Consider the following 17,130-nt stretch of genomic DNA (forward strand, 5'->3'; position numbering starts at 1 on the left):
CAGGCATTAAAAAAGCGGCTCATTGAGCCGCTTTTTTTATCGCTATCTGCTTCAGTGCAATCTTTTCCCTAACTCTAACGCAAACTTTCAAGAGCTTACTTTAAAAGCTAGTAGATAGAGGCTTCGCCCGGCGGACGAGTACGCAGGAGTTTGAGGAACCACATATATTGCTCTGGATAGGCGTTTATCACCTGCTCCACCGCGCGGTTTAATGCTAAGGCCTCATTCTCCTTGCCCTGCATCTCCTCGGGTGAGATGGGCGGCAGTACCGTCAGCAGGTACTGACGCTTTTGCTGATCATAGCCAATCTTCACCGGCATCACCTGAGCGTTGCCCGCCGAGGCCAGACGCCCCACCACAGGCAGAGTGGCCTTAACAGTGCCAAGAAATGGCGCGAAGACGCTCTTCTCTGGGCCTAGGTCTTCGTCTGGTAGATAGAAGAAACTGTTATCGTTTTTCAGCTCTGACAGGAGCGCACGTATACCCGCCTCGCGCATATAGACGTTGCCGCCCTTGGAGCTGCGCATGCGGTTATTGAACCAGTCAAACAGCTTGTTACGATGGGCCTTGGCCATGGTCACCATGGGCAGCTCCAGGTTCAACCTGAGCCCGGCGTATTCTATGCCCCATACATGGGGCATGATGAAGATCACCGGCTGACCTGCATCACGGGCACGCTGCACATGCTCGAAGCCTTCAAGCTGGACCCGGCGACGCAGATTAGCATCTGAGCGCAGTAGCAGCTCAGACTGGGCCAACAGGATCAACACGAAATTCTCAATATTCTCATCGAGTAGCTTGTCGATCTCTCCCTTCGATTTATCCGGAAAACAGGTCTCTAGGTTTGCCCTGGCCACCCTGAGGGGCTTCTTGGCGATCTTCTTCACCAGACGCGCGAGCAGGCGCGCTATCGGATCCCTTAGCCAGGCGGGCATAAGGCCGAAAAACACCAACAGCCCTATGGCAAACCAGGTCGGCCAATGCTTAGGATGTAATAACTCGGCGCGAAAGCGGCGATCGAAATACTTAGGTTTTCTAGACAAGAGTACAACCTCTTACTCATCCAGCGCCTGTGACCACACAGGCTGAAACAACAGATAACCAGTTCAGAAGAAACAGAAAAAGCCACTCAAGGAGTGGCCTTCTCTATGTATTAAGTCGGATTATTTACCGGCGTTAGCCTCTTCAACACGACTCTTAAGTTTCTGCCCTGGACGGAAAGTCACCACGCGGCGAGCAGAAATCGGGATATCCTCGCCTGTTTTAGGGTTGCGACCCGGTCTTTGATTTTTGTCCCTTAGGTCAAAGTTGCCAAAGCCAGATAACTTGACCTGCTCACCGTTCTCGAGGGCTTGACGAATTTCTTCGAAAAATGCCTCAACCATCTCTTTCGCAACTCGCTTGTTAATGCCAAGCGTTTCAAAAAGATGTTCTGCCATTTCGGCTTTGGTAAGTGCCATACTTTTAATCCCTCAACAGTGCGTTGAACTCGGTCTTGAGTTCAGAAACTACCTTTTCTACCATTTCAGCAATTTCTTTCTCTTCAAGTGTACGAGCGTTGTCTTGTAGTGTAAGTGCAATCGCCAGACTCTTTTTACCTGGTTCAACACCTTTACCTTGGTATACATCGAACAAGTTTAAGCCAACCAACTGATTTTCGCCAACTTTTCTTATCAAATTTACAACATTTCCTGCCGAGACATCTTCATCAACCAGGATGGCAATGTCACGTCGGTTTGCTGGAAACTTAGACACAGTCTGGGCTTGCGGCAAACTTGCGTGCAATAAGGCGTCTAATTCGAGCTCGAATACGATGGTTTTACCATTTAAGCCGAAAGGCTTTTCCAGGCTCGGATGGACGGCACCAATGACACCAATCACACGATCATTTCTTAAGATTTCAGCACATTGCCCCGGATGAAGCGCCGGATGAGATGCTTTTTTAAAAGTAAATTCATCCTCTGAAACTGTCAAGCCGATAATGGCTTCGAGATCGCCCTTAAGGTCGAAAAAGTCTACAGTTTTTGATTCCATCGACCAATGTTCGTCATTTTGGTTACCGGCAATGACGGCACCTAGCATAGCCTGCTGACGCACACCCGATTCGGCCTTGGCATCTGGCACGAAACGCAGACCGGTTTCAAACAGGCGAACACGGTTTTGCTGGCGGCTCTGGTTGTAGCCCACAGCAGTCAACAGACCGGTGAACATAGACAAACGCATGGCCGACATCTCAACCGAGATAGGGTTTGGCAACACCATGGCATCTACGCCCGGATGTACCAACTGCTGCAGCTTAGGATCGACGAAGCTGTAGGTCACGGCTTCCTGGAAGCCACGGGCCACCATCATGGCGCGCACGCGCTTAAGGTCGATATCTGACTCATTGTGCAGAGGCATGCTCAGGGCCGCTACAGGCGCAACATTCGGAATGTTGTTGTAGCCATAGATGCGGGCAACCTCTTCGATGAGATCTTCTTCGATCGCCATATCGAAACGGTAAGTCGCAGTAACGACCTGCCAGTTGTCATCCACACGTGACACGCCAAAGCCAAGACGTTCAAGGATCTCGGTGACATCGGCATCTGCAATATGATGGCCGAGCACGCGATCTAGCTTGCTGCGACGCAGCAGTATGTTGGCAGGCTGAGGCAGATGCTCGTCGGCCTTAGACTCAACCACAGGGCCGGCTTCGCCGCCACAGATCTCTAGTACCAGGCGCGTAGCACGGTCTATCACCTTATGTTGCAGCTCAGGGTCAACGCCACGCTCGAAGCGGTGTGACGAGTCTGTGTGCAGGCCAAGACGACGTGATTTACCCATGATCGCCAGCGGCGCGAAGAAGGCGCACTCCAGCAGGATATCTTGGGTCTCACCGGTCACACCCGAGTACTCACCACCGAACACACCGGCCAGGGCCAGAGGTTGGCTGTTATCGGCGATAACCAGGGTATCGTTTGGTACGGTAATTTCGTTGCCATCGAGCAGAGTCAGCTTCTCTTCACCATCACCCAGACGGATCTGGATCTTGCCGTCGATTTTCGCCAAATCGAAGGCGTGCATCGGCTGCCCGAACTCGATCAACACATAGTTGGTGATGTCGACGATAGGATCGATAGAGCGAATGCCGCTGCGACGCAGTTTTTCCTGCATCCAGAGTGGCGACTGCGCCTTAACGTTAACGTTTTTCACCACACGACCCAGGTAGCGTGGGCAGGCGCTAGGGGCCTGATTATCGATCTCGATAGCATCTTCGATGCTAGGGGTGACCGCTTCCCATGTCGGGGCAACAACCGCTTGACGGTTAAGCACGCCCACTTCGCGGGCCAGACCCACCATGCCGAGACAGTCGGCGCGGTTAGCGGTCAGATCGACATCGATCACCGCATCATTAAGGTCCAGATACTCACGTACGTCCTGACCGATAGGCGCATCGAGCGGCAGCTCGATAATGCCATCGCTCTCGATGTCGATACCCAGCTCGCCATAGGAGCAGAGCATGCCAAATGATGGCTGACCGCGTAGCTTGGCCTTCTTGATCTTAAAGTCGCCCGGCAATACCGCGCCCACCATAGCCACGGCCACTTTCAGTCCCAGACGGCAGTTTGGCGCACCGCAGACGATATCGATCAACTCATCCTGACCAACATTAATCTTAGTGACACGTAGCTTGTCGGCGTCTGGGTGCTGGCCACACTCGACCACCTCACCCACGATCACGCCTGAAAAATCACCGGCTACCGGATCGACACCGTCGACTTCCAGGCCCGCCATGGTGATCTGATGTGACAAATCGTCACGGCAAATATTTGGATTGACCCACTCACGAAGCCAAGACTCACTGAATTTCATTATTTACTCGCTCCGTTATTTGAATTGCTTAAGAAAACGTAGGTCGTTTTCGAAGAAAGAACGCAGGTCATTAACCCCATAACGCAACATAGAGAGACGCTCTACCCCCATACCAAAGGCGAAACCTTGGTACTTCTCGGGGTCGATGCCAACGCTGCGTAGCACATTCGGGTGAACCATGCCGCAACCCAAGACTTCTAACCACTTGCCGTTTTTACCCATTACGTCAACTTCGGCCGAAGGCTCTGTAAATGGGAAGTAAGAGGGGCGGAAGCGTACTTGTAGATCTTCTTCGAAGAAGTTACGCAGGAAATCATGCAAGATCCCTTTCAACTCCGCGAAGTTAACATTTTCATCGACAAACAGACCTTCTACCTGATGGAACATAGGCGTATGAGTCTGGTCATAGTCGTTACGGTAAACGCGGCCCGGAGAGATGATACGCAGCGGCGGCTTTTCCGTTTCCATGGTGCGGATCTGCACGCCCGAGGTTTGGGTACGCAGCATCAGCTTAGGATTAAAGTAGAAGGTATCGTGATCGGCACGTGCCGGATGATGCTCAGAAATGTTGAGCGCATCGAAGTTATGGAAATCGTCCTCGATCTCTGGCCCCTGCTTTACGCTGAATCCCAGCTCACCAAAGAAGGTTTCGATACGTTCGATGGTACGGGTCACAGGATGCAGGCCACCATTGTCGATGCGACGTCCAGGTAGGGTCACGTCGATACTTTCGGCGCTCAGCTTAGCTTCGAGCTCCTGAGCCTTTAAGCCTTCGATACGCTCAGACAGCTTTTGCTGTACCGCTTGCTTCGCCTGGTTGACCGCCTGACCGAAGGCCGGCTTCTCCTCTGGACTCAGCTTACCCATCATCTTCATCATGTCGGTGATCTTACCCTTCTTACCCAGGTAATCGACACGAAGGTCATCGAGGGCTTTCAGATCATCTGTCCCTTCGATTGCCTGTAAGGCCTGTTCTACGATTTCTGTTAACTCTGACATCATCTCTTCCAGTACGCCCGCCCTCACGCTGAGAGCCAAGACTTTCTATATGCTGACTATTTAATCTTTACGAAAATAGAAAAAGAGACAAATTTTACGTGACCATAAGACGTTTGACTAGGGCTTATTTGGTATTTTTCTAACGAAATCCGTGAGAAAAGGCCAAGCTGGCTAAGCATCAAACTCAGATAGGCTAAAAAGCCATCCCAAAATGTAATTTTGATTCGCCGCGATCTCAGCAAGCATGTACACTTGAGCCGTACCTTATTTAACAATAACGATAAAATCCCAGTACAAATAAACAACAAACAAACGCCCTGGGGCAAAATTCTCGTTAAGTAATCACTTTGCGATCCGATAACGAGATCATCCCCAGGCGGCAGAGAAAAGCTATGAGAGAAGTAAAGTTTCGATGGATAGATCAGTATCTTATCCATATGACCCTGAAAACCAAATTTACCATTCTGGCCATCATCCCCATCATCACCCTAATGGGGCTTTCCTATATCCTCTATGGGCAGTTCAATAGCCAGATTAAGCAGAGTCACCAACAGAGTGCCTTGGCAGATGCCCAGAAGATGGTGGAGCTTATCGACCTGAGCCTTAAGTACGTGCCAAATGACAAGGCGGCGAGCTTTAAGCAGGAACTGGTCAGTGCCGGCTTTGCCGATAACCCATCGTCCCTCAACGCCAAGGCGAGCCGCCTGGTACAGGCCGGTGGTGGCACCTTAATGCAGGGGGACAGCCTGACAGCCCATAGCCGCGCCTCAAGCGCCAACCTGGTAGCCAAAACAGAGGTGACAGATCTCGACCAGGTACTGAGCTCTGCTCAGAGCGTGGTCATCATCAGCCTGGTGGCGCTTATCTTTGTTATCCTGCTAAGCAGCTACTATATCTCCACCTTCGTCGGCGGCGCCCTCTACACCAACGTGATGGCACTTAAACGCGCGGCCGATGGCGATCTCACCGGACGACTGAACTTCTTTGAGGTGAAAGATGAGTTCAGCATCCTGGCGGTGAGCATAGACACACTCGTCGAGCGTCAGCATCAGCTGGTGAGCCGCATGACTCAGGCCAGCAGCCAGATCCGCACCGTAGTGCAGGCCTTCAGGCAGACGGCCCAGGAGGGACAAACTCTGGCCGCCGAACAGCGTCAGCATCTGGATTCACTGGCCACGGCTATGGAGGAGATGACCGCCGCGGTGAAAGAGGTGGCCCGCAACGCCGAGCAATCATCTAACGAGACCCAAGAGGCCAACCAACAGGTTGAGGCGGGCTCGAAAGATATCGCCATCACGGTTGAAGCCATTGGCGATCTTGCCAACGAGATTGGCGACGCCTCGACGGCGGTGAATACCCTGAACGACAATGCCGCCAAAATCGACGAGGTGGTCACCACCATCAACGCCATCTCAGAGCAGACCAACCTACTGGCGCTTAACGCCGCCATCGAAGCGGCCCGCGCCGGTGAACAGGGTCGCGGCTTTGCCGTGGTCGCCGATGAGGTCAGAACCCTGGCCGGACGCACCCAGGCCGCCACGGTTGAGATCAAGTCGATGATCGAGGCATTGCAGACAGGCTCTCACGCACTCACTCAGGTGATGAAACGCACGGTCGAGAAGGCCCAGGACGGCAAGCAGCATGTGCTGGAAACCGGTGAGGATCTCAAGGCCATCGCCCACCACAGCGAGCGGGTGTATGAGATGAGCGTGCTGATCGCCACCTCGGCCGAGGAACAATCGGCGGTCGCCAACGAGATCGCCACCAACCTGATGGAGATCCGCAACCAATCGCACGATGTGGAGCAGTCTGCCAACCAGTCTGTCTCAGGCTGCGACGAGCTGCACGCCACCGCCGAGCAGTTGGATCAGCTATTGGTTGGACTGAAAGTCTAGTCACCAATGCTCTAGTCACTAAAAGCTAGTCACTTTAACGGCTTAGGGAGGCAACTCGTCACCCTAAGCCGACTTCATAAGAGTTTAATCCTGTCGCATTTTGATTTAATCTTGAGCTATCACTAATGCATGAATGGATCACAAGCCCCTATGGTCGCCAATGAGAAAGACGAGGCCGGCTCATTAAACACCCAGTGGAAAAACAGCCTTACCTTTAAATTCACCATAGTCCAATTTGTGGTCGCGGTTCTGATCATCGCCTCAAGCATCTGGTTGATCTTCTCAACCGAGAAGAAACATCACATGGACACCCAGCTCTCGCTGAGCCAGAACTATGGCCTGGCGGTCATAGAGCAGCTGCAACAGGTCACCTCCAAAATCGAGACACTGGCGAACACCATAGGCATAGTGGGCGAAACCTATCGCGGCCAAGATGAGGTGGTGACAGAGCTGATCCCTTCCCTGCTGGATATCGGCGAGCGCCATCAGCTGATCGCCGGCGGCGGGATCTGGCCCGAGCCCGGCATGTTCGGTAAACAGAAGACGCGCAACAGCTTCTTCTGGGCGCGGGACAAGCATGATGAGTTTCAATACCTAGACAACTACAACAGCGCCGAAGGCCCTGGCTATCATCAGGCCTTCTGGTACCTGCCGGCAAAATATTTCCAAGACGGCCATACCCACTGGTCTAAGTCCTATGTCGACCCCTACACCAAGGAGGTGATGATCACCGCCTCTGTACCCATGCGTGCCGACCACAGCTTTATCGGCGTGGCCACAGTCGACATCGCCCTGCGCGGCCTGGATAAGCGCTTTAATTTTTCCGACCAGAATCCCCTGTCGAAGGGATATATCCTGGCGCTGGACAGCTACAACAATCTGCTGGCGGATCCTTTCGACGAGTCTGATAAGCAGCAGACCTCCATGCTCGGCCAGCCGCTCTCCAGACTTATTCAGCGCTACCCGCAGCTCGCCCCCATTGCCAAACGCATAGAGACGATGGACCAGACCTTTAGTCAGCAGATAATGACCAGCCCAGCCTATCGCCCCGAACAGCTCGAGAAAGTGCTCGTACAGACGCCTAGAGAGGAGCGAGAGCGCTTAACCACACTCATCAATGCCTCTATCAGGGGAAGCCATGGCAAGACGCCTATAGTGACCCTGGAGCTAAGTAGCGATCCCCTGTTTAAGGAACCGGTGCTGGTGTCTATCCTCACCATGGCCCAGACTCAGTGGAAGATCATCCTGGTAACGCCGCTGTCGAGCCTCGCATCCCAGGCCAACGCCATCGCGCTGAAGATAGGCGCGTTTCTGTTGCTGGCGCAGCTTATCGCCCTGCTCATTCTGTTTATCTTCCAGCACAAGCTCTTTATCCGGCCAATCTTTCAGATCGTCTCGGCGCTGCAAAGCGGTAACTTGGGCAGGCTGGAGCTCGATGCCAACAAGCGCCACGATGAGGTTGGCCAACTGGCTAAGGCCTTCATCGCCCGCAGCAATCAGCTGGAGATCGCCTATGCCAGTCTCGATGCCAGCAACCTAGCGTTGGAGCAACAACTGGCGATGCAGCAACTGGCGCAGCAGGAGCTGGAGAACAAGAAAGAATTGATCAACTCCCTGCTCAACGCCTCGCAAAACCTCATCTGCATCAAGGACACCCATGGCTGTTACTCCTTGGTCAACGACAAGTTTTGCGAGGTGATGGGCATAGAGCGAGCCCGGGTCATAGGCATGCGCGACAGCGACCTCTATCCGGCGCATATTGCCGAGATCATCAATCATCACGACCACATCATCTTGGGCAGCGATCAGGCCCAGAGCTTCGAGCAGCCCATGCCGACTGTACATGGTGAGCGTATCTACCTGATCACCAAGTACCCAATCAAAGACAAGGATGGCAATATTATCGCCCTGGGTGCCATGGCAGTGGATATCAGCAGCCTCAAGGCCAAGCAGGCAGAGCTGGAACAAACCATCAAGCTACAGGGGGCAAGAAACACTGAGCTAAAGCAGGCCTTAGATGCCAAGCCACAAGCCGTGGTAAAAGAAGGAATAGATCCCAAGGGGCTGGCGCAACTTAAACAGATAGAGCTGGCCCAGCAGGCTATCTTGCCTCAAGTCGTTCATCAGTTACTGCGCCAGGAGCTGCAGGCGCTAGAGCAGATCTTTATCATGCTGCGTCAGTTAGATGCAGGTGATATCGATGAACCTCAGCTTGCCAAATTTACCGAGGCCCTGACTTCCCAGATAGATATCATACGTCATGGTCAATCCTTGATCAGCGCAGACATCACAGATGTTCGCGCCACTGTTGCCGACCTCTTCTTGCAAGACCTGGTGGCCATGTTAAGGCCTCAGCTCGACGCCAAGGGCGTAGCGGTGGAGATAGACTGTCCCCATCACCTGACACTGCCCATCTCACCCTGGCATTTTCTGGTGCTCTGCCACAGATTGCTCGGCAACAGCCTGCAACATGCGTTTCCCGACGGTCAGGCACTCAATCGACCGAAACAGCTGAGCCTAGGTATTCGCTATCGAGAAGGCTTGCTCACTCTGACTCTGAGAGACAACGGCCTGGGGATTGGCCAAGCTCGGCTGGAGAAACTCACTCACGCGCTAGACAGCAGTAGCAATAATAATGACAAGGGACAAGGCTCCCTCATCCATATCAATCAGTGGCTCAAGGCTCACTTCAACGGCAGACTCACTGTCAGCAGCCAGAGCGCGCAGTTTACCGAGCTGGTATGCGAGTTACATCTCGATAAGGCGTAAAAAATCCCCGGAGGTAGCCACTTCCGGGGACGCTATTTTGTCTGCCTTGACTAACAGGTTACTTCGCGACGTCGACCAGATAGTGGCCTTGCAACCAGTTACGGCCTATCAAGAGCTTGTTGGTCATCTTTGTACGGTCTCTCAGGTTCACCTTGACCTTATACTCCCTGCCCGGCTCACCCACATTGAGTTCCACCATGTAGCGCACCTCACTGCCCTGGGCATTGCGAATAAGCGAGGTTTCGACGATACGGGCATGGACACGTTTTGTTTCACCTTTCTCGTTTTCCGTGGTGAAAGCGAGCATCTTACCGACATTCTGCTCCATATCTTCGACGCCATTTTCCACCTTGAGATCCACCGCGTGCAGCGAATTTTCTACCGCGCCGGTATCGATACGGGTATCAAACAAGAGGCCAGTTTCCAGAATGCTGATGGGGGCCCTGGCACCTATCACCCGCTTTTCAGACACATCCACCACATACTTGCCTTTTAGCCAGTTACGGCCGATCAGCAGCTTGTAATCCATGTGGCCTCTGTCTCTAAGGTTTACCTTGACCTTGCGGGTTTCACCGGCAAAACCGACGTGCATCTCCACCATGTAACGTGTCTCAGTGCCCTGAGAGTTGCTGACGGTGGAGGTTTTAACTATCTTGGCGCTCAAGCGCTTACGCTCACCTGCGGCGTTTTCTGTGGTAAACCAGATGGTCTTACCCACGTTGTCAGCCATCTTCTTGGCGCTGCCCCCTTTGATCTCAAGGTCGAAGGCATGCAAGGAGGTATTACCTGCGCCGGTATCGATGCGGGCCTGATAGACGAGCCCGGCTTCATCGACCGTCATCATGGCCGTCTGGCCAATGACGGCTTTATCGGCGCCATAGGCAGGCGCAAGCAGAAATAGCGCCACTAACATTAATGCTTTGGTCAACGATTTAAGGCTCGACATTCTCAAGGTCAACATGCTCAAGGTCAACATTCTAATCATAAAAAATATCCTAAACCCAATGAAACGAAGCCGACTGAGTGTCGGCCTATCTACAATCTTAATCCGGCGAACGCTCACTCAGCCAGCGCAGCGCCTCATCCGCCGCCTGCCGGGCAAACACCTTCACCGGACAGGGCGCCATATAGGCCATCACTTTGGCAGTGTTGGCCACCCACTCGCTATCTGTGATGATGGCGACTCTGGAAAAGTCCGTCAAATGAAAGAATCCTAATTTGGCATCATCCCACAAGGTTTCAACAGAAACCCCTTCAAATTCTTCACTAAATTCATACCAGAGCTTAATGGTTGAGTGATCTTGCAACTTGGTCTCTATCGCCGGAACCAGAGTCTGGTCATAGTCGGCCCGAGAGAGCACGCCTCTGGCTTTGACCGCCACGGTATCATGATGAAATCCCGACAGTAGTTCTATCATCAACCACTCCTTTTGAACTAATAAACAAAATGATAGACGAAGAGACAAAATAGCGTACAGGTACAGACACAATGCACCAGGTGCTCGCTGATGTTGGGCCCTAATCGTATGTACCTGTAATGACGTACAAACTGCACCCCCAACCAGACCAAGATGAAGGGCACAAAGGGCAAGGAGATGACAAACGGAATGAACCCCCAGCCAAACGCCAAGGCGTTAGCACTAAAGATCTGAAAAATGACCCAAAACAACACGAGTACCGCATAGATAACAAAATGTTGTTTACTGATAGAGGTTGCAGACATGCACACAAACTTCCCAATTTCGCACTTATGCTAACAGTAGGAATAAAGGCTGACATTCTCAAGCAGTGAGTTGTAAACACCTGTTTCGGATTGCAAAACCTAAGCTTGCATCTTGGCAATTTCTTGATCGAACAGATTTTTGATCAATCCCGAAAACTCGGTAATAAACAGGGTCTGCTCTTGGGTGGCATTGTGGTTAGCCACCTTGGCTAAGATCTCTTCTAAGTCATAGACGATGGCGTCGACTTCGCGAATTACCATGTTGCGTTCGGCAAAGGTTAAGGAAGGATTTTGGCCACACACCATGATGATCTGCGCCGCCAACTGCTCTTCAAACAATTCCATGACGGTGTCACCCGCTACCCCACCTGCTTCGGAGGCCTCAAACAGGCCTAGATGCTCGGTAAGATATTGTATTAGATGTATGTATCCGTCTTTATCAGTAACCATTTTTTACCCTAAACACGCGACTTATATATGAGCATGGTATAGCCCATGCTCAATATCCAGTTTCTACCGCCATTATGATATAAATCGAGTATCCAATCTTGTTGTTAGTGCACGTTTTTCTATCGCATTAAGGTTAACACGAAAGAAACCGGCACCGCCTTGCTGATAGCAGGCAGACCGGCTAATTCTCTGAGCTTCTCAACCCCAGGTGTCAGGCCAAAGTCACCTGCATTGACTACCAGTGGCGCCTCACTGGCCACCATCAACTTATCACCGGCCACCTTGGCCACACTCACCATCACAGGAAGAGTCTGGGTCTTACCATGCAGGCTCACCTTGGCATCGACACTCATCGACATTATGGTGCCGACACTGGCTTTGTCGATCGCTTGTCCGTCGAGACTGGCAGTTAATTCGACGCTCGGATACTGAGCGGTTTCAAACAGTATCTCTTTCATACGCTGGTCGCGGATCTCCACATTGGTGACCACACTGTTAAGGGGAATAGACAGGCTAAAGGCGCCAGCGTCGCTAAGCTGACCCGAGACCTGAGTAAAATGATGCACCTCTGCGATATCGCCCTTCTTGATTGAGATAAAGTTAACCCGTGAGCCCTGGTTACTCACCTGCCAATCGGCCGAATAGGCGTTTAAGCTTAAGATCCCAAGTCCTGCTGCCATGATCAGTGTTTTCATTTTACGCTCCATTTATAACCCGTAGTCCGTCGAAACCTCTGCGATGAAACCCAGCTAGTTTAATGATTAGCAAGGTAATCTTATCTATATTAGCCTAATACAACAGATTATGAACCACTAATATTTATCCCAATAAAAAAGCCCTAACTCAGTTAGGGCTCTTGCTAGATAAATGACAGTCTGTCAGTTAGGCTTTTTTCTTCACCTTTGGCTTAGCCTTGGCTTCGCTTACCCACTTACCGCCGACAAACTTGGCCGTCCAACCGGTCGCCTTACCGTCGATTTCGGTTGCCACATACTGCTCCTTGGTCTTACGGCTAAAACGCACAACTGCCTTATTACCGTCATCATCCGATACAGGGGCATCGGCCAGATATTGATATTTGGGCCATAAGAGCTCACGGTACTTCACCAGCTCTTCCACTAAAGGCGCGCGGGTTTCGCGGGATTTAGGGAAGGTGCTCGCCGCCAAGAAGATGCCTGCGGCGCCGTCTCTTAGCACAAAATAGCCATCAGACTTGGTGCATTTCAGTTCTGGCAGGTGGATTGGGTCTTCCTTTGGCGGCGCCACTTCACCATTTTTCAACAGTTTACGCGTATTCTTACACTCGCTGTTGGTACAACCAAAATACTTACCAAAACGGCCATTCTTCAGCTCCATATCGTTGCCACAACGATCACATTCGATAATCGGCCCTTCGTACCCCTTGATCTTAAACTGCCCCTGCTCGACCTCGTAGCCGCCGCAGATGGGGTTATTACCACACACATGCAGCTTGCGCTTCTCATCGATAAGATAGCTATCCATCGCCGTGCCGCAGACATCACATCTGTGCTTGGCGCGCAGTGCATCGGTTTCGGCATCTTCGCTGTTTTCGCTGACGGCCTCTTCGCCCGGCGTCAGGTTCATGGTCGTCTTGCAGCGCTCTTTTGGCGGCAAGGCATAGCCTGAACAGCCGAGGAAGACGCCGGTAGTACCGGTACGAATACCCATTGGGCGTCCACAGGTTGGACAGGCGATATCGGTCAGCACCATCTCGTTAGGGCGCATGCCGCCCTCTTCCGGCGGTAGCTCGGCCTTTTCGAGCTGAGCGGTCAAGCCTTTATAGAAGTTATCCAGCACCTTCTTCCATTCGAGCTGGCCCTGGGCGACGTTATCCAGGGTCTGCTCCATGCCGGCGGTGAAGTCGTAACTCATCAGCTCTTCGAAGCTGCCGATGAGGCTCTCGCTAACGATCTCACCCATCTTCTCGGCGTAGAAACGACGATTCTCGACCTTCACATAGCCACGATCTTGAATGGTTGAGATGATGGTCGCATAGGTCGATGGACGACCGATGCCACGCTTCTCGAGCTCTTTCACCAGTGATGCTTCGCTATAACGCGCCGGTGGTTTAGTGAAATGCTGCTTGGGTAATAACTCTTCTAATGCCAGCACATCACCCTCGGCAACCATCGGCAGGGTGTTATCTTCCTCGTTTTTCTTCTTAAGCGCGGTCTGAACCCGAGTCCAACCGTCAAACTTAAGGGTACGGCCACTGGCCTTGAGTTCGTAATCCCCTGCGGTCACGGTCAAACGCGTCGCATCATATTTGGCTGGGGTCATCTGACAGGCAACAAACTGGCGCCAGATCAACTCATAGAGACGCTGGGCATCTCTTTCCATATCGCTAAGGCTGGTGGCACTAACGTTCACATCGGACGGACGAATCGCTTCGTGAGCCTCCTGTGCCCCCTCTTTGCTGCCATAACGGATCGGTGCATCGGGCAGGTACTTATCGCCATACTCCTTGCCGATCATGTCACGCACACTATCGAGGGCTTCCTGACTTAGATTAGTCGAGTCGGTACGCATATAGGTGATATGACCCGCTTCATAGAGACGCTGAGCCATCATCATGGTCTTCTTCACCCCAAAGCCTAGGCGGGTACTGGCCGCCTGCTGAAGGGTCGAGGTGATAAAGGGCGCCGAGGGCTTGCTAGACGTCGCTTTGACTTCACGGCTAGAAACCTGGTACTTGCTGTCTTGTAGTGCGTTAACCGCCACCATAGCCTGGGCTTCGTTTACAGGGTTAAAGTTATCCCCCTTAAACTTAGCCACCTGCATCTTGAGCCCTTCGTTACCTAGGGTCGTCAGCTCTGCATGAATGTCCCAGAACTCTTCAGGTACGAACGCCTTAATCTCGCCTTCACGCTCGACCACCAAACGCGTCGCAACCGATTGCACACGCCCTGCGGAGAGGCCACGGGCCACTTTCTTCCATAGCAGGGGGGACACCATGAAACCCACAACACGGTCGAGGAAACGTCTCGCCTGCTGGGCATTAACCATATTGGTGTTGAGCTGCGACGGATGGCTGAACGCCTCTTGAATCGCGCTCTTGGTGATCTCGTTAAAGACCACGCGCTGGTAGCGCTCAGGATCCCCACCAATCACTTCTTGAAGATGCCATGCAATTGCCTCCCCCTCTCTATCCAAATCGGTTGCGAGGAAGATATGATCTGCATTTTCAGCAAGTGACTGTAATTCTTTAACGACTTTTTCTTTGCCCGGAAGCGTCTGGTACTTAGCCTTCCAGCCTCGCTCTGGGTCCACTCCCATGCGCGCAACCAGGGCTTTCTTCGCTTTCTCTGCCTTATATTTAGCCTTCTCTTCGGGGGACATCTTGCGCACTTCGGCGGGCGATTTAGTCGACGAACTGGCGTCACTGGAGGATGAGGTAGGGAGATCACGGATGTGACCCACACTCGATTTTACGATGTAATCTTTGCCGAGATATTTGTTAATAGTCTTGGCTTTGGCCGGTGATTCGACAATAACTAGCGATTTACCCATAGAATGATCTGCGCCAAAAAGTCTCAAAATTCTGTAAATTGGCTCCATATATAGAGGGTTGTATCAATAGTTTCAAGCTAATCCCTGTTTTATTTGTTACGGCGAGCCAATTTTTAACCGTTTTTGAAAAAAATGTGAAAAATAATATTGCGTAATTAAAAACTAATATTTCATTATTCCCCAACTAGCAAGTAATACTTATGCATTTCTGAGCCAATATCACAGATAAGGCCCCTTCCCCCTAGCTTGTTATGCCCCAAAGCTCAAGTATACTGGAGCACAAATTCAACGAATTGCGGCGCCACCTCTACCCTGTGTTGACGCCCTATTAAAGCAATAATAACTTGAAGGATATGCAATGAAGCATTACGAAGCGAATTTTGATGGACTCGTCGGACCGACTCATAATTATGCGGGCCTGTCATACGGTAATGTGGCTTCTTTAAATAACGCCGCCGCAATATCCAGCCCTAAGGCGGCTGCGAAACAAGGCCTCAAGAAAGCCAAAGCCCTCGCCGATTTAGGCTTGGCCCAAGGGATGCTTGCCCCTCAGGAGCGTCCAGATCTTCACACACTGCGTCGAATTGGTTTTTCTGGTACAGACGCCGAAGTATTAAATAAAGCCGCCAAACAAGCCCCTGCGCTCCTTAGAGCCTGTTGCAGCGCCTCTAGCATGTGGACGGCCAATGCGGCAACCGTCTCACCAAGCGCCGATACCCATGATGGCAAGATTCATTTCACCCCGGCAAACCTGGTAGACAAACTCCATCGCAGCATTGAGCCTGTGACCACAGGTAACATCTTGGCCGCTACTTTTAATAACTCGCGTTACTTCCATCACCATCAGCATCTGCCTGAACACGTAAGTTTCGGCGATGAAGGCGCTGCTAACCATACGCGTCTGTGCAGCGAATACGGTCATGCCGGTATCGAACTCTTCGTCTACGGTCAGGAAGCGACCAACCCTAACGCGCCAAAGCCAAAGAAATACCCGGCAAGACAGACACTCGAAGCCTCACAGGCCATCGCCCGTCTGCATCAGCTCGATGATGAGAGCAGCGTCTTTATCCAGCAAAATCCCGATGTCATCGATCAAGGCGTGTTCCACAACGATGTGATTGCCGTGGGTAACCAGAATGTGCTCTTCTACCACGAGCAGGCCTTTGTCGATACACAAAAGAAACTGGCCGAAATCCAAGATAAATTCAACGGTAAAGAGCTTCACTTTATTGAAGTCCCTACCGCCAAAGTCGGCATTCAGGATGCAGTAAAGAGCTATCTATTCAACACCCAGATAGTCACCCTACCAAACGGTGAGATGGCAATTATTGCGCCGACAAACTGTCAGGAAAATCAAGCGGTATATGCCTACCTTAATGAGCTCGTCACTTTGGGCACACCGATCAAGCAGGTGCACTATTTCGATGTGAAGCAGAGCATGCAAAATGGTGGTGGCCCCGCCTGTCTGCGCCTGCGCGTCGCCATGAACGAGACCGAGCTTGCTGCCGTCAACCCCAACACCTTGATGAATGATGAGCTGTTTAACAGGCTGAACCTCTGGGTAGAGAAACACTATCGTGATGAGCTCGCCATCGACGATCTCGCCGATCCACAGCTCATCGTCGAATCGCGCACCGCGCTGGACGAACTGACACAGATCATGAAGCTCGGCAGCGTGTATCAGTTCCAGAAATAGCTATTAATTACTAAGTTAAAACTGAAAAGCCATCTGAAAAGATGGCTTTTTCACTTAATGCTAATATCAGGTGCTTACAATCCCTTGTCTAAATTTCTCCCATAGTGACGTAATTCTAGCCCAACATCTCACATAAGAATTTAAATCAATATAATCAATAAGTTAGCCGATTTCGACCCATGATTTTTATAGTTAAAGCACCTTCTATAACTTAC

The 17,130-nt window shown here is 51.7% G+C and carries 13 protein-coding genes; 3 read left to right on the forward strand and 10 right to left on the reverse strand.

Features of this window, described 5'->3' with window-relative positions; translation table 11 throughout:
* Positions 1–107: 107 nt before the first annotated feature.
* The 4 genes from lpxM to pheS form a co-directional block, all read right to left on the reverse strand.
* Positions 108–1,043, reverse strand: coding sequence for a lauroyl-Kdo(2)-lipid IV(A) myristoyltransferase (lpxM, locus tag K0H80_RS11280; protein ID WP_220071633.1), 936 nt, complete (start codon positions 1,041–1,043; stop codon positions 108–110).
* 120 nt (positions 1,044–1,163) lie between these two features.
* Positions 1,164–1,460: an integration host factor subunit alpha gene (ihfA, locus tag K0H80_RS11285; protein WP_011866012.1), complete on the reverse strand. Its 297-nt coding sequence runs from the start codon at positions 1,458–1,460 to the stop codon at positions 1,164–1,166.
* A 4-nt stretch (positions 1,461–1,464) separates the two neighbouring features.
* The gene (gene pheT, locus K0H80_RS11290; RefSeq protein WP_220071634.1) at positions 1,465–3,852 is read right to left on the reverse strand and encodes a phenylalanine--tRNA ligase subunit beta; all 2,388 of its coding nucleotides are present in this window, start codon (positions 3,850–3,852) and stop codon (positions 1,465–1,467) included.
* Between the two features lie 15 nt (positions 3,853–3,867).
* Positions 3,868–4,851 carry a phenylalanine--tRNA ligase subunit alpha gene (gene pheS, locus K0H80_RS11295; protein ID WP_041407220.1) on the reverse strand — a complete coding sequence of 328 codons (984 nt, stop codon included), beginning with the start codon at positions 4,849–4,851 and terminating at the stop codon, positions 3,868–3,870.
* Positions 4,852–5,243: 392 nt separating this feature from the next.
* On the opposite strand from pheS, the gene K0H80_RS11300 reads away from it, so the two are divergent.
* Positions 5,244–6,746 carry a methyl-accepting chemotaxis protein gene (locus K0H80_RS11300; protein ID WP_220071635.1) on the forward strand — a complete coding sequence of 501 codons (1,503 nt, stop codon included), beginning with the start codon at positions 5,244–5,246 and terminating at the stop codon, positions 6,744–6,746.
* 129 nt (positions 6,747–6,875) lie between these two features.
* Positions 6,876–9,515 carry a PAS domain-containing protein gene (locus tag K0H80_RS11305; protein ID WP_220071636.1) on the forward strand — a complete coding sequence of 880 codons (2,640 nt, stop codon included), beginning with the start codon at positions 6,876–6,878 and terminating at the stop codon, positions 9,513–9,515.
* 58 nt (positions 9,516–9,573) lie between these two features.
* Here K0H80_RS11305 and K0H80_RS11310 read toward each other — a convergent pair whose 3' ends face one another.
* From K0H80_RS11310 to topA, 6 genes are all read right to left on the reverse strand, one after another.
* Entirely contained in the window at positions 9,574–10,428 is an 855-nt protein-coding gene (locus tag K0H80_RS11310; protein ID WP_220073968.1) for a putative ATP-dependent zinc protease, read from the reverse strand.
* A 130-nt stretch (positions 10,429–10,558) separates the two neighbouring features.
* Positions 10,559–10,933: a SpoIIAA family protein gene (locus K0H80_RS11315; RefSeq protein ID WP_220071637.1), complete on the reverse strand. Its 375-nt coding sequence runs from the start codon at positions 10,931–10,933 to the stop codon at positions 10,559–10,561.
* Positions 10,934–10,950: 17 nt separating this feature from the next.
* The gene (locus K0H80_RS11320; RefSeq protein WP_150099962.1) at positions 10,951–11,238 is read right to left on the reverse strand and encodes a hypothetical protein; all 288 of its coding nucleotides are present in this window, start codon (positions 11,236–11,238) and stop codon (positions 10,951–10,953) included.
* Positions 11,239–11,337: 99 nt separating this feature from the next.
* Positions 11,338–11,688: a DUF3802 family protein gene (locus K0H80_RS11325; protein ID WP_011866020.1), complete on the reverse strand. Its 351-nt coding sequence runs from the start codon at positions 11,686–11,688 to the stop codon at positions 11,338–11,340.
* Between the two features lie 119 nt (positions 11,689–11,807).
* Entirely contained in the window at positions 11,808–12,383 is a 576-nt protein-coding gene (locus K0H80_RS11330; RefSeq protein WP_258406081.1) for a YceI family protein, read from the reverse strand.
* A 187-nt stretch (positions 12,384–12,570) separates the two neighbouring features.
* Positions 12,571–15,219, reverse strand: coding sequence for a type I DNA topoisomerase (gene topA, locus K0H80_RS11335; RefSeq protein WP_220071639.1), 2,649 nt, complete (start codon positions 15,217–15,219; stop codon positions 12,571–12,573).
* Between the two features lie 358 nt (positions 15,220–15,577).
* Here topA and astB point away from each other — a divergent pair, with 358 nt between their 5' ends.
* On the forward strand, positions 15,578–16,915 hold the full coding sequence (gene astB / locus K0H80_RS11340; RefSeq protein ID WP_220071640.1) for an N-succinylarginine dihydrolase: 1,338 nt from the start codon (positions 15,578–15,580) through the stop codon (positions 16,913–16,915).
* Positions 16,916–17,130: the final 215 nt, after the last annotated feature.

The sequence above is a fragment of the Shewanella aegiceratis genome (genome assembly GCF_019457495.1).
Lineage (GTDB): Bacteria > Pseudomonadota > Gammaproteobacteria > Enterobacterales > Shewanellaceae > Shewanella > Shewanella loihica.